This window comes from Phytohabitans sp. LJ34 (genome assembly GCF_052068095.1).
Lineage (GTDB): Bacteria > Actinomycetota > Actinomycetes > Mycobacteriales > Micromonosporaceae > Phytohabitans.
Genome location: NZ_JBQHDG010000019.1, coordinates 121,749 through 134,955 on the forward strand (window position 1 = coordinate 121,749; position 13,207 = coordinate 134,955).

Below are 13,207 nucleotides of genomic sequence, written 5' to 3' on the forward strand. Positions count from 1 at the left end.
CTGGCGCCTGTCTACCATTTCCCTATGCGAGACACGGCATTTCCCCATGCAGGACACGGGCGGCGGTAACGCCGTGCCCCGACGGCATACCACGGCGTCGGGGCGTTCCCGACGAGAGCCCGGTCCGGTCAGGCGCGCCGCCGCCCGGATCGTGATCCGGCTGGCCGACGTGGTCGCCGGGCTGCTCGGCGCCGACCGCACCGCGGGACGCGAGCGGATCAGCGAGGCCGAGCTGCGTGACCTGATCGCGGCCAACACGCTGCTCGATCCGGTGGAGCGCCGGATCATCGACGAGGTGCTCACCGCCGGCGCCAGCCTTGTCCGCGAGGTGATGATGCCGCGCACCGACGTGACCTTTCTCGACGCTGGGCTCACGCTCGCCGAGGCGGCCCAGATGGTACGGGCGGAGACACACACCCGATACCCCGTAATCGACGGCACACACGACGACGTCGTGGGCTTCGTGCACCTGCGCGACCTGCTGATCCGGCCGCCGGGCGACGGCCGCGCGACGATCCGCGAGCTGACCCGCGAGGTCAAGCGGCTGCCCGGGAGCAAGCGGGTGCTCGCCGCGCTCTCCGAGATGCGCCGCGAGCGGCACCACCTGGCGGTGGTCGTCGACGAGTACGGCGGCACGGCCGGCATCGTCACCCTCGAAGACCTCATCGAGGAGCTGGTCGGCGAGATCCACGACGAGTACGACGCGGCACCCGACCCGGCCCCCGCCGGTGCGGAGGTGGACGGCCGGCTCAACCTCGCCGACTTCGCCGAGCGGGCCGGCTTCCCGCTCCCGACCGGGCCCTACGAGACGGTCGGCGGCTTCGTGATGGCGCGGCTGGGCCGGCTCCCGGTGGTCGGCGACGAGGTGACGGCCGTGGTGCCGGAAGACGACGGCGGAGAGCCGGCCGCCTGGCGCCTGCGCGTGCTGGAGCTCGACGGCCGCCGGGTGGCCCGGGTGGGCATCGCCGCGCAGTCGCCGCCCGCGGCGCCCGTCCCGACCACCCGCGCCCCAGTCGAGGTGACGATCAAGGAAAACGCGTAGCGGCTCAGTACACCTGGAGCTTGCGCCAGGTCGAACCGTCGACCGAGAAGGCCGTCCAGCCGGAACCGAAGAGGTCGAACGCCACGTAGCCGGCGGGTATGCGGACGATCCGCCCGACCGCCGGGAGGTTGCCGTCGGCCTGGGTGAACGTGCGTCCGTCGTCGTCGCTGAGGTACCACCGCCGGTCGGCGCCGGTGGCCAGCAGCCGCCCGTCGAGCAGCGGCACCACCTCGCCGGCCAGCTTGTCCGGCGGTGCGACCCGGCCGGCCGTGGTGGGCGTGAACCGCTGGCCGGAGTCGGTCGACAGGTAAATCGCGGAGATCTCCCGCTCGGCGCCGAGCACCGTGACGTACACCCGCTCGCCGAGCACCGCCACCTGCGCCGTCGAACCGGTCGCGCCGAGCGGGTGGACGGTCCACTTCCGCCCGCCGTCGCGGGTCACGGCCACCGCCGGCGCGCCGTTTCGCGTGCCGCCGACCCACCACGCACCGGTCGCCGTGGGTGCGCCCGCGACCCACTTCACGGCCATGCCCTCCGGCTGCTTCACCAGCTCGCCGCGGTATCCGAACATGGAGCTCCAGACCTCGACGGTGTCGCCGCCCAGGCGGAGGAGCTGGCCCGCGCCGACCGCGGTGGCCGCGCCGTTGGGCCGGGTGGTGGCCAGCCAGGTCTCCCCGCCGTTGGTGGAGACGTATCCGGCGACGACGAGCCGCCCGTCCGGGAACGCGGTCAGGTCGAGGTCGGCGTCCGCCGTCGGCGGCAGGGTGGCCCTGGCCCAGGTGAGGCCGCCGTCGACGGTGCGGGCGAGGCTCGGTGCGCAGGGCGTACTGCCGTCTTCGCACCGCACCAGGGCGTACCCGTGGTCGGGGTCGGTGAAGTCGACGTCGGTGACCTGGCCGCGCAGGTCGAGGATGGGGTCGCCGGTCAGGCCGTTGATCGTGATGCCGGCGTCGGTGTAGACGACGCCCGGCGAAGGGCTTGGGTCGGCCACCGGTGGCGGCTTCTGGTCGGTGCTCCACGGCCGCAGCGCCGCGAAGCCGGCCACCGCCACGACCGCCAGCACCGCGCCGACCCGCCGCGCCCGGCGGCGGTGGCGGATGGCGGTCGCCCGCGCGCCGACTCGCTCCAGCGGCGGCTGCTCGATCGCGTCGAGCAGGCCGTCGCGCTCGCGGGCGAGCCTTGTCTCCAGGTCAGGCACGGGCCACCTCCGTCGAGGTGGTGCCGAGGTCGCGGTAGTCGCCGAGCCGCTCGGCGAGGGCGGCGCGGCCGCGGGACAGGCGGGACTTGACCGTGCCCACAGGCACCTCCAGCACCGCCGCCACCTCCTCGACCGGCAGGTCGGCGAAGTAGTGCAGGACGATCACCTCGCGGTATGGGGTGGGGATGCCGGCCAGCGCGTCCCGCAGGTCGGCTCGCTCCGGACCGGGCGCCGGCTCCACCATGCGGGCCACCGGGCGGTCGCGGAGCAGGATCGTGTCGAGCAGCTTGCGGCGCCGCCACCGCCGGCGGACCACGTTGACCGCCACCGTGCGCAACCAGGCCTCCGGGTTGTCCACGTCGGCCAGTGCGTGCGGCCGGGCCAGTGCCCGCGCGAATGCCTCCTGCACCACGTCCTGCGCCTCCGTCAGATCGGTGGTGAACGCGTAGACCTGCGCGACCAAGCGCCGGTAACAGGCGTGGTACAGCTCACCCATCGCCTGCTCCGCCGCAGCCCGCGCGTCCCGTCCCGGCACCGACCACCCGCCTTTGTCTACGATCTCTGCCCGTATGAGCCATGGCCGGCGTCCGCGGTTCCGGCCACTCCTGTCAGAATGGCCGGCATGTCGGTGTCTGACGCAACCCCCCGCCCCCGGGTGCTTTCCGGCATCCAGCCGACCGCCGACTCGTTCCATCTGGGTAACTATCTTGGCGCGGTGCGTAACTGGGTCGCGATGCAGGAGACCCACGACACCTTCTACTGCGTCGTCGACCTGCACGCGATCACGATGGGCCACGACCCCGCCCAGCTCCGCCAGCGCACCCGGCTGTCGGCGGCCCAGCTGCTCGCGGCCGGCCTCGACCCGGAGCGGTGCACGCTCTTCGTGCAGTCGCACGTGCCGGAGCACCCGCAGCTGAGCTGGGTGCTGAGCTGCATCACCGGGTTCGGCGAGGCGAGCCGGATGACCCAGTTCAAGGACAAGTCGGCCAAGCAGGGCGCCGACCGGTCCAGTGTCGGCCTGTTCACCTACCCGATCCTCCAGGCCGCCGACATCCTGCTCTACCAGGCCGACGCGGTGCCGGTGGGCGAAGACCAGCGTCAGCACCTGGAGCTGACCCGCGACCTGGCACAGCGCTTCAACACGCTCTTCGGGAAGACGTTCACGGTGCCGGCGCCGTACATCGTGCGCGACACCGCGAAGATCACCGACCTACAGGAGCCGACCGCCAAGATGTCCAAGTCGGCGTCGTCGCCGGCCGGCATCATCGAGCTGCTCGACGACCCGGCCCGCTCGGCGAAGAAGATCCGCTCGGCGGTCACCGACACCGGTCGCGAGATCGTCTTTGACCAGGCGGCCAAGCCCGGCGTCTCCAACCTGCTGACGATCTACTCGGCGCTCACCGGCCGCACCATCGACGACCTCGTCGCGGCGTACGACGGCAAGGGGTACGGCGACCTCAAGAAGGACCTCGCCGAGGTGGTGGTCGAGTTCGTCAAGCCGATGCAGGAGCGCACCCGGGCCTACCTCGACGACCCCGCCCAGCTCGACAAGCTGCTCGCGATCGGCGCGGAGAAGGCCCGCGCGGTCGCCGCCGAGACCCTCCGCGGGGCGTACGACCGGGTGGGTTTCTTGTCGCCGGGCCGGGGCGCGTAGCCGGGTGGCCGCCGCCGATGATCGGGTCACCCGGATCGGGGTGGCCATCGACATTCCCGAGCCGTGGGGTGGCATCCTCACCCGCCGCCGCGCCGAGGCGGGTGACCCGCAGGCCGCGTACGTGCCCGCGCACCTCACCCTGCTCGGGCCGACCGAGATCGAGCCCGACCGGCTGCCCGCGATCGAGGACCACCTGGCCGCGGTGGCGGCCGCGCATCCGCCGTTTTCGCTGCACCTGCGCGGCACCGGCACGTTCCGGCCGCTGACCGAGGTGGTCTTCGTCGTCGTCGCGGCCGGGATCAGCGAGTGCGAGCTGCTCGCCGCCGCGATCGGCAAGACCGGTGACATCCACCGTGAGCTCCGCTTCCCGTATCACCCGCACGTGACGGTCGCGCAGGACGTGTCGCCCGAGGCGCTCGACGCGGTCTACGAGGACCTCGCCGGCTTCTCCGCACTGTTTCAAGTGGACGCATTCACCCTCTTCTCCCACACGGGTGAGGCGCGCTGGCAGCCACGCCGGGATTTTCGTCTCGGGAGCTGACGCGCGCGATGAGCGCGCATCCGTCAAGATGTCGGCGTGAACATCGTCGCCCGGGTGGAAGCGGGCATCAACGGGCGGCTCGACGCCGCCCGTCGCCGGTCCCGCGCGTTCGACCATCTCTTTCGAGCGCTCGACCGCTACGGCGCGGTGCTGGGGGGCCGCTTGGCGGCGGCGATCGCCTACTACGGGTTCTTCGCGGTCTTCGCGCTGGGCCTCGTCGCGTACTGGGCATTCGGCTTCGTGCTCAACCGGAACGAGGCGCTGCGGCAGGCGGTCGACGACTTCCTCAGCCAGAACCTGCCGTTCCTTCAGCTCCAGCAGATCCAGGAGAGCAGCGGCACGGTCGGCGTCGTCGGCCTGCTGACCCTGACGGTCACCGGAATCGGCTGGGTGGAGGCGATCCGCTCCTCGCAGCGGGCCCTGTACGAGGTGCCGCAGCAGCCCGGCAACCTCGTGGTGCGCCGGATCATCGACATGGCCGTGCTTCTCGTGGTCTTCTTCCTGCTCGCGCTCTCGGTGGCCGCCGCGGACACGGCCGAGGCGCTGGTGGGCTGGCTGCTCAGCCGGGACGACTCCATCGCGCTCACCGTCGTCCGGTGGGTGCTGACCGTGGCGTTCAACCTGGTCTTGGCGACCGCCCTGCTGGTGGTGGTGCCTCGCCTCCGCATGCCGATCCGCCGCCTGCTGCCGTCCGTGCTGGTGGTCGCGGCCGGCATCACGCTGCTCAACACTCTGGGCCGGGAATGGGTGATCCGGATCGACCGCAATCCGGCGTACACCGTGGTGACCGGCGCGGTCGGCCTGCTGCTCTACTTATATCTGCTCAACCAGCTCCTGCTCTTCGGCGCCGCGCTGGCCGCGACCAGCACGCACGGGGAGGTGACCGACCTGGCGGCGGAGACGCCGCCCGACGCCGATTTGTCCGAAAACGAGGATCCACGGCGCCCAGACAGCTCATGATGACTTGAATGGGGGCACTGGTGACGCTGGAGCTGGCCGAGGACTCGCCGGCACGTGATCTGCCGTGGATCGTGACGTTCGGCCCGCTCGGCGACGACGAAGAGTGGGAGCCCGTGGTCTGCGGCCCCTACGAGCGGCCGCACGCGCTCGCGCTGGCCGAGTCGGTGGTGGCCGACGAAGACCTGATGGCGGTCGTGGAGCCGCTGCTGCCGCACGTGAGCGTCGAGGAGATCCAGGGCGAGATCGCGGCGGCCCGGATGGCGGCCGAAGACGACCGTGCCACGGCCGACGACGCCGCCGACTTCGGCGACTACGACGAGTTTGGCCTGGCCGGCGGCGACGCGGCCGGCGAAGACCAGATGGTCGAGGCCTCCCCGCCCCCGCCGCCGGAAGAAGTACGCGCCGGAATGTCACGCATAGCTTCGCGCCTGGCGGGGTAGGACAGGGAGGAGCCCGGTCGTTCGTTGCGCTCCGCGCCGACGGGCGACTGTGGAAATGGGTGGCTCCCAGGGCCACCACGGGCCGCCGGGAGTCGCTTTCCTCCCGTAAGTGGACCGGCCTGCCGTCAAAGGTGGGTCGGTCCACGGCTTCAAGCGGGCACCGGCACGGGCGCGGCGCCCGTCGAGGCGCGGACCACCAGCTCGGGGCGGAAGACGTACTCGGAGCGGTGGGTGGCGTGGCCGTTGATCTCGTCGATCAGGGCGCGCACGGCCGCGACCGCCATGGCGGTCACCGGCTGCCGCACGGTCGTCAGCGGCGGGTCGGTGAACGCGATCAGGGGCGAGTCGTCGTATCCCACCACCGACACGTCGTCCGGGATGGACAGTCCACGCTGGCGGGCGGCCCGGATCGCGCCGAGCGCCATCAGGTCGGAGCCGCACACGATGCCGGTGACGCCGCGATCGAAGAGCCGGCCGGCGGCCGCCTGTCCACCCTCGACGCCGAAGAGGGACAGCGAGATCAGCTCGTCGACCGCCGGGTCGGTGAGCCCGACGAGCTTCTTCATCGCCGCCCGGTACCCGGCGATCTTGCGTTGCACCGGCATGAACCTGCTGGGACCGGAGATCAGCCCGATGCGCCGGTGGCCCAGCGCGACGAGGTGTGCCACGCCGAGCTCGCCGGCCGCGGTGTCGTCGCACGAGACGAACGGCGCGTCGATGCCGGCGACGTACCCGTTGACCAGCACGATCGGCAGCGGCCGGTCGAGCAGCTTGTGGTAGCGCTCGTGGTCGGCGGTGGTGTCGGCGTGCAGGCCGGAGACGAACACGATGCCGGAGACCTGGCGGTCGAGCAGCATCTCCACGTACTCGTCCTCGGTCACGCCGCCCGGCGTCTGCGTGCACAGCACCGGCGTGTAGCCGCCCTGCGCCAGGTTGGACTCGATGATCTGGGCGAACGCCGGGAAGATCGGGTTGTCGAGCTCGGGCACGACGAGGCCCACCAGGCCGGCGCTGCGCTTGCGCAACCGCGCTGGACGCTCGTAACCGAGGACGTCCAGCGCGGTCAGCACCGCCTGGCGGGTTTCGGTCGACACGCCAGGCCGGTCGTTGAGGACGCGGGACACGGTGGCCTCGCTGACCCCGGCCTGCTGGGCGATGTCGAGCAGTCGTGCCGCCATGGCGAATACGCTAGCGCACCAGCAACTTCTTACGTCGCGCGCAAGAGGTTGCTATCCCGTGGTGGCGCGCAGGGCATCCCGCAGCCACGCGTAAAGCGGGGTCTGCGCCGGGATCGGCGGCCAGCCGTTGATGATCGCCATGAGCTGCCAGTACCGCTCCGGCCGGGGGTCGGTCGAGGTCTCCAGCGCGGCGAGCACCTCCCGCCGGTACCCCGGCATGTCGGTCCGCCCCGACGTGGCGGCCATCGCCGCGATCAGGTCGTCGACGATCGGGGCCGCGGCCGCGGAGGCCGGGTCGACGCCGGCCGAGACGGCCGCGCCGGCCTTCTCCGCGACCAGGTCTGCGGTCTGCTGGCCGACCGCCGGGGTCGCCGGCGCGTCGCCGCCGAACGAGCCCTCGCTCATCCGGCGCAGCAGTGCCCGGAAGTCCGGGTCGCTGACCAGCTCGTGCAGATCCAGCCAGGCGTCGACCTGCTCGTCGGTGGGCTCGTCGGGCAGCTCGGGCGCCACCGAGCGCATCCGGCCCTCGAACTCGGGATCGACGGGTATGCCCTCGAAGACGCTGTCGAAGAACTCGGCGATGATGCGGCGGCGCTCCTCGGCCGTGGCGCGTGCGATGCGGTTCATCCGGTCCACCTCCTGTGGCGTGGGCTCATGCTTGGCCAGCGCGCGCAGCACCGCTCGCTGCACGCGCAGCACCCGGATCTGCGCTCCGAGGGCCTCCGCGTGGCGCAAAGCCACGCTGCGCAGGTCGGCCTCCTGGTCGAGCAGCCGCCGGATGGTGGCCAGGTCGAGGCCGAGCTCGCGCAGCGTGCGCACGAAGTCGAGGCGCAGGGCGCTCTCCGCGTCGTACCGCCGGTGTCCGGTCCGGGTCCGCGCGACCTCGGGCACGAGCCCGAGGTCGGAGTAGTACCGGATCGTCTTCACCGACAGGCCGGTGCGTCGAGCGAGCTCTCCGATGTGCATGAGACCGATCGTGAAACCTCCAGCCACTGGAGATTCAACCCTTTAACAGGACCCGGATCGCCTCGGCGTACGTCTTGCGATCCGGGCCGTTGGCGAGGATGCGCTGGAGCGCGAAGCCGGGGACCATGCCGAACAGCGCCGCACCGATCGCGTCCGGGTCGGCGTCGGCGGGCAGTTCGCCGTTTTCCTGCGCGCGGCGGGCCAGCCCGGCGAAGAGCGCGCGGAAGCGGCCGTACTTCTCCGCGACGAACGCCGCCAGCGCCGGGTCGCGCAGCGACTCGGCCCAGACCTGGATGGCGATCCGCAGCGCGCCGCGCGGGCCGGTCTGCGAGTCGGCGAAGCCGAGCGCGCGGTCCATCGCCTCGGCCAGCGGCAGCGGCGGCTCGTGCGCCGTGAGCTCACCGAACACGTCCTCGGCGCCCTCCAGTGCGGCCTCGGCGATCGCGGTGACCAGATCGGTCTTGCTCTTGAAGTAGCGGTAGACGGCGCCGACCGAGAGGTTTGCCTCGGCGATCACGTCCTGCATCGACGTGCTGTGGAAGCCGTTGCGGCTGAAGCAGGTGTATGCGGCGTCGAGGATCTGCTGCCGCCGCGCGGCCAGGTGTTCGTCCGAGACTCGGGGCATGGCGGCAATTATATAAAACGAATGCTCATTCCGTAAGCGAGGCGGTATTGTCACCGGCCGTGGAGGCTCTGCGACTCATCCTGCTGTACGCCCACCTGATCGGCTTCGCGCTGCTGCTCGGCGGGGTGGTGGTCCAGTACGTCTCGGGGCCGACCCGGATCAACCCGCCGATGCTCTGGGGCTCGATCACCCAGCTCGTCACCGGCATCGCGCTCGCCGCGCCGCTGCGCGACGAGGACGACGAACCGGCCCCGGCCAAGCTCGCCGTCAAGCTGGTCATCGCACTGATGATCTTCGTGATGGTGTTCTTCTCCCGCAAGCGCGACGTGGTCAACAAGGGCCACTTCCTGGCGATCGGCGGGCTTACGCTGGTCAACGCCGCGGTCGCCGTCTTCTGGCGCTGACGCTTGGAGGAAAGTACGACTGGGCGGGAGCGTCAGCGGGTTCGCTTTGGACACTCCGGGTATTACCGATGGCCCAGGAGCCTGTTCTACTACCCGGAACACGGCTCGCGTTCGGTTTGGTGATCTCTGAACCTGCCGGTCACAGGCGGGTAACAGGGGTTCAACAACAGTGCACGAATCTCAGCCGTCGGGCGTACGGAAGCGTACGCTCCCGACCGTGGAAGCACCGCAATCTTTGCGGTGTGCTTTGGGGAAGGAGACCGTCTTGCGCTCTGCGCGTGGGATGCGGGTCGTCTCGTTGTTCGCGGTGGGCGGGCTCGCGCTGAGCGCCGCCGCGTGTGGAGACGCGCCCGAGGAGAGTGGCAATGGGTCGAGCCCAGCCGCTCAGAAGTACACCGCCTGCATGGTGACCGACGTCGGCGGCATCGACGACCGTTCGTTCAACACCTCCGCCTGGAAGGGCATCCAGGCTGCCGTCAGCGAAAATAGCAACATCGAGCCGAAGAGCGTCCAGTCCAGCGCCGAGGCGGACTACGAGCCCAACCTGACCGGCTTCGTGACGCAAAAGTGCAACTTCATCCTGGCCGTCGGTGGCCTCATGACCGACGCCACGAAGAAGGTGGCGTCGGCCAACACGAGCCAGCAGTTCGGCATCGTCGACTCCAACCCGGGTGTGTCCAACGTGTACCCGATGCAGTTCGACACCGCGCAGGCCGCGTTCCTCGCCGGCTACCTCGCCGCGGGCTACTCGAAGGCGGGCAAGGTCGGCACCTACGGCGGCCTGCCGATCCCGCCGGTGACCATCTTCATGGACGGGTTCGCCGACGGCGTCGCGCACTACAACCAGGCCAAGGGCAAGAACGTCCAGGTCCTCGGCTGGAACAAGCAGACGCAGAAGGGCTCCTTCACCAACGACTTCGTGAAGCAGGACGAGGGCAAGAAGGTGAGCGACACGCTCGTCGCACAGGGTGCCGACATCGTCATGCCGGTGGCCGGTGGCGCCGGCCTCGGCACCGCGGCGGCCGCGCAGGCGTCCAACGGCAAGTTCAGCGTGATCTGGGTCGACGTCGACGGGTGTGAGAGCGCCCAGCAATACTGCTCGACGTTCCTCACCACGGTCGTCAAGAACATCCCCGACGCCGTGAAGGAGGCCGTCTCCAAGGGCGCCAAGGGCGAGTCACTGCCCAGCTCGCCGGGCTTCCTCGGCACGCTGGCCAACAACGGCGTCTCGCTCGCGCCGTACCACGAGTTCGACAGCAAGGTCCCGGCCGAGCTGAAGGCCGAGATCGACAAGCTCAAGCAGGACATCATCTCGGGCGCCGTCAAGGTCACCTCGGCGGCTCAGCCCAAGTAGTCGTGCCTTCGTGATCAGGGCGTCCCCCACAATGGGGGGCGCCCTTGTCACCACCCGGACCGGGAGGTTCCGCTGAAACTCGAGCTGCGCGGCATCACCAAGCGGTTCGGTGAGCTGGTCGCCAACGACCACATCGACCTGACGGTGGAGCCAGGAGAGATCCACGCCCTGCTGGGCGAAAACGGCGCCGGCAAGTCGACGCTCATGAACGTCCTCTACGGCCTGCTCCAGCCGGACGAGGGCGAGATCCTGGTCGATGACAAGCCGGTGCAGATCCGCAGCCCCCGGGACGCGATCAACGCCGGCATCGGCATGGTCCACCAGCACTTCATGCTGGTGCCGGTCTTCACCGTCGCGGAAAACGTGATGCTCGGCGCGGAAAACGTGCGCGGCGGGATCGTCGGCTTCCTCGACCGCCGCCGCGCGCGCCGCGAGGTGGAGGAGGTCTCCACGCGGTACGGCCTGCGGGTCGACCCGGACGCGGTGGTCGAGGACCTGCCGGTCGGCATCCAGCAGCGGGTCGAGATCGTCAAGGCGCTCACCCGCGAGGTCGACCTGCTCATCCTCGACGAGCCGACCGCCGTGCTCACCCCGCAGGAGACCGACGAGCTGATCGCCGTGATGCGGTCGCTCAAGGACGCCGGCAAGTCGATCGTCTTCATCACCCACAAGCTCGGCGAGGTCAAGGCCATCGCCGACCGCATCACGGTGATCCGCCGCGGTCGTACCGTCGGCACGGCCACGCCCGACGCGAGCCGCGACGAGCTTGCGGCACTGATGGTGGGGCGCAGCGTGAGCCTCACCGTGACCAAGGAGGCCAAGGAGCCTGGCGCGCCGGTCCTCCAGGTCGCGGGCCTGGTCGTCAACGACGAGCGTGGCCACCAGGCGGTCGCCGGCGTCGACCTCGAGGTGCGCGCGGGCGAGGTGCTCGGCGTCGCCGGCGTGCAGGGCAACGGCCAGACCGAGCTGGTCGAGGCGATCATGGGCCTGCGCCCGGTGCTGGCCGGCACCGTCACGCTCGACGGGCAGCGGATCGAGGGCTGGTCGGCCAAGAAGGTGCTCCGCGCCGGCGTCGGGTACGTGCCCGAGGACCGCAGCGTCGATGGGCTGGTCAAAGAGTTCACGGTCGCGGAAAACCTCGTGCTGGACATCTACGACCGGCCGCCCTTCGGCTCGCGCGGAGTGCTCCGGCCGGACGCGATCGCGGAGTCGGCCCGGGAGCGGATCGCCCAGTTCGACGTGCGGACGTCGTCTCACGAATCGGCCGTCGGCACGCTCTCCGGCGGTAACCAGCAGAAGGTCATCGTGGCGCGGGAGATGTCCCGCCCGCTCAAGCTCTTCATCGCCGCGCAGCCCACCCGCGGCGTCGACGTCGGCTCGATCGAGTTCATCCACAGCCGGATCGTGCACGAGCGCGACATCGACACCGCCGTGCTGCTGGTGTCGAGCGAGCTCGACGAGGTGATCGGCCTCGCCGACCGGATCGCGGTGATGTACCGGGGACGGATCCTCGCTATCGTCCCGCCCGACACCCCGCGCGAGGAGATCGGCCTCCTGATGGCCGGCGTCGTCCAGGAGGAAGGATGAGCCTCACCGAGGAGAAGGCCCCGGAGCAGCACGAGCGGGAGTCCTTCGGCCAGGCGTTTCTGCATGGCCTGTGGGCCGCCAACACGGTCACCGTCACGATCCTGGCGGTCGTGCTCGCGCTCGTCATCGGCGGCATCCTGATCATTATCTCCGACCCCGACGTGCTGGAGACGTACAGCTACTTCACCGCCCGGCCGCAGGACGCGCTGGAGGCGAGCTGGACAGTCGTCAGCGAGGCGTACGCCAACCTCTTCAAGGGCTCGATCGTCGACCCGTCCGCGGTGAGTGCCTGGATCAGCGGCGACGGCGGCTGGGTGCCGGTCTTCCGGCCGATCTCGGAGACGCTGACGTACACGACGCCGCTGGTCTTCACCGGCCTGTCGGTGGCCCTGGCCTTCCGCGGCGGCCTCTTCAACATCGGCGCGCAGGGCCAGGCGATCATCGGCGTGATCATGGCGGCGCTGGTCGGCTTCCTGATCCCGCTGCCGCCGGTCCTCCACCTGATCGTGGCGCTGCTGGCGGGCGCGCTGGGCGGCGCGGTGTGGGGGTTCATCCCGGGCTTCCTCAAGGCGCGCACCGGCGCCCACGAGGTGATCAACACGATCATGCTCAACTACGTCGCGATCTACTTCCTGACCTGGATCATCGTCCAGAAGGGCGTCCAGAACCCGGGCCGCACCGACGCGATCAGCAAGCCGGTCGACTCCTCCGCCCAGCTGCCCCGGCTGCTCGGCGACGACCTGCGGGTGCATCTCGGCATCGTCCTCGCGGTCGCGGCCGTCTGGGCGGTTGCCTGGCTGCTCGACCGATCGACGCTCGGCTTCGAGCTGCGGGCGGTGGGCAACAACCCGGACGCGTCCCGGACCGCCGGCATCAGCGTGACCGCCACGTATGTCGCGGTCATGGTCATCTCCGGCGCACTGGCCGGCCTCGGCGGGGCCAACATGGTCATCGGCTCCACGGCCGACGCGCTCACCCCGCTGGTGGTGGCCCAGATCGGCTTCGACGGCATCCTCGTCGCGCTGCTCGGGCGGGTCAAACCCTGGGGTGTCGCGCTCGCCGCGCTGCTCTTCGGGGCGCTGCGCGCGGGTGGCAACACGATGCAGTCGGTGTCGAGCATCTCGCTGGAGTTGGTGACCGTGCTCCAGGCGCTGATCGTCATCTTCATCGCCGCGCCGGCCCTGGTGAAGGCGATCTTCCGGCTGCGGGCCGCCCGCGCCGCGCGCCTGTCGACGAGCTTGGCGAAGGGCTGGTGACC

General features: G+C 70.6%; 14 protein-coding genes. 9 read left to right on the forward strand and 5 right to left on the reverse strand.

Annotation, left to right across the window (positions count from 1 at the left end):
* Positions 1-46 precede the first annotated feature (46 nt).
* On the forward strand, positions 47-1,042 hold the full coding sequence (locus ACTMTJ_RS30835; RefSeq protein ID WP_441222103.1) for a hemolysin family protein: 996 nt from the start codon (positions 47-49) through the stop codon (positions 1,040-1,042).
* 4 nt (positions 1,043-1,046) lie between these two features.
* Here ACTMTJ_RS30835 and ACTMTJ_RS30840 read toward each other — a convergent pair whose 3' ends face one another.
* Both ACTMTJ_RS30840 and ACTMTJ_RS30845 read right to left on the reverse strand, forming a co-directional pair.
* Complete coding sequence (locus ACTMTJ_RS30840) at positions 1,047-2,240, reverse strand: WD40/YVTN/BNR-like repeat-containing protein (RefSeq protein ID WP_441222105.1); 1,194 nt, start codon at positions 2,238-2,240, stop codon at positions 1,047-1,049.
* Entirely contained in the window at positions 2,233-2,736 is a 504-nt protein-coding gene (locus ACTMTJ_RS30845; RefSeq protein ID WP_441222107.1) for an RNA polymerase sigma factor, read from the reverse strand. Before ACTMTJ_RS30845 ends, ACTMTJ_RS30840 begins: the two co-directional genes overlap by 8 nt.
* Before the next feature lie 126 nt (positions 2,737-2,862).
* Between ACTMTJ_RS30845 and trpS the strand changes: the two genes are divergently transcribed.
* From trpS to ACTMTJ_RS30865, 4 genes are read left to right on the forward strand one after another with little or no spacing between them, the layout of a single operon-like run.
* A complete protein-coding gene (trpS, locus tag ACTMTJ_RS30850; RefSeq protein ID WP_441222109.1) occupies positions 2,863-3,894 on the forward strand; it encodes a tryptophan--tRNA ligase in 1,032 nt (343 codons plus the stop codon).
* A 4-nt stretch (positions 3,895-3,898) separates the two neighbouring features.
* Positions 3,899-4,435: a 2'-5' RNA ligase family protein gene (locus ACTMTJ_RS30855; RefSeq protein ID WP_441222111.1), complete on the forward strand. Its 537-nt coding sequence runs from the start codon at positions 3,899-3,901 to the stop codon at positions 4,433-4,435.
* A 36-nt stretch (positions 4,436-4,471) separates the two neighbouring features.
* The gene (locus tag ACTMTJ_RS30860; RefSeq protein ID WP_441222113.1) at positions 4,472-5,395 is read left to right on the forward strand and encodes a YihY/virulence factor BrkB family protein; all 924 of its coding nucleotides are present in this window, start codon (positions 4,472-4,474) and stop codon (positions 5,393-5,395) included.
* Between the two features lie 8 nt (positions 5,396-5,403).
* Positions 5,404-5,835, forward strand: a complete 432-nt coding sequence (locus tag ACTMTJ_RS30865; protein ID WP_441222115.1) for a hypothetical protein — start codon at positions 5,404-5,406, stop codon at positions 5,833-5,835.
* A gap of 149 nt (positions 5,836-5,984) precedes the next feature.
* On the opposite strand, the gene ACTMTJ_RS30870 is transcribed toward ACTMTJ_RS30865, so the two are convergent.
* Genes ACTMTJ_RS30870 through ACTMTJ_RS30880 form a run of 3 tightly spaced genes read right to left on the reverse strand, consistent with a single transcriptional unit; the run spans position 5,985 to position 8,604 of the window.
* Positions 5,985-7,013, reverse strand: coding sequence for a LacI family DNA-binding transcriptional regulator (locus ACTMTJ_RS30870; RefSeq protein WP_441222117.1), 1,029 nt, complete (start codon positions 7,011-7,013; stop codon positions 5,985-5,987).
* Between the two features lie 51 nt (positions 7,014-7,064).
* Positions 7,065-7,979, reverse strand: coding sequence for a MerR family transcriptional regulator (locus tag ACTMTJ_RS30875; protein ID WP_441222118.1), 915 nt, complete (start codon positions 7,977-7,979; stop codon positions 7,065-7,067).
* A gap of 34 nt (positions 7,980-8,013) precedes the next feature.
* Positions 8,014-8,604 (reverse strand): TetR/AcrR family transcriptional regulator, encoded by a 591-nt coding sequence (locus ACTMTJ_RS30880; RefSeq protein ID WP_441222120.1) that lies wholly within the window; start codon positions 8,602-8,604, stop codon positions 8,014-8,016.
* A 59-nt stretch (positions 8,605-8,663) separates the two neighbouring features.
* Between ACTMTJ_RS30880 and ACTMTJ_RS30885 the strand changes: the two genes are divergently transcribed.
* From ACTMTJ_RS30885 to ACTMTJ_RS30900, 4 genes are all read left to right on the forward strand, one after another.
* The gene (locus tag ACTMTJ_RS30885) at positions 8,664-9,008 is read left to right on the forward strand and encodes a hypothetical protein (RefSeq protein ID WP_441222122.1); all 345 of its coding nucleotides are present in this window, start codon (positions 8,664-8,666) and stop codon (positions 9,006-9,008) included.
* Between the two features lie 283 nt (positions 9,009-9,291).
* The gene (locus tag ACTMTJ_RS30890) at positions 9,292-10,362 is read left to right on the forward strand and encodes a BMP family lipoprotein (protein WP_441222261.1); all 1,071 of its coding nucleotides are present in this window, start codon (positions 9,292-9,294) and stop codon (positions 10,360-10,362) included.
* A gap of 132 nt (positions 10,363-10,494) precedes the next feature.
* The gene (locus tag ACTMTJ_RS30895; RefSeq protein WP_441222262.1) at positions 10,495-11,949 is read left to right on the forward strand and encodes an ABC transporter ATP-binding protein; all 1,455 of its coding nucleotides are present in this window, start codon (positions 10,495-10,497) and stop codon (positions 11,947-11,949) included.
* Positions 11,946-13,205 carry an ABC transporter permease gene (locus tag ACTMTJ_RS30900; protein WP_441222124.1) on the forward strand — a complete coding sequence of 420 codons (1,260 nt, stop codon included), beginning with the start codon at positions 11,946-11,948 and terminating at the stop codon, positions 13,203-13,205. Before ACTMTJ_RS30895 ends, ACTMTJ_RS30900 begins: the two co-directional genes overlap by 4 nt.
* Positions 13,206-13,207 lie beyond the last annotated feature (2 nt).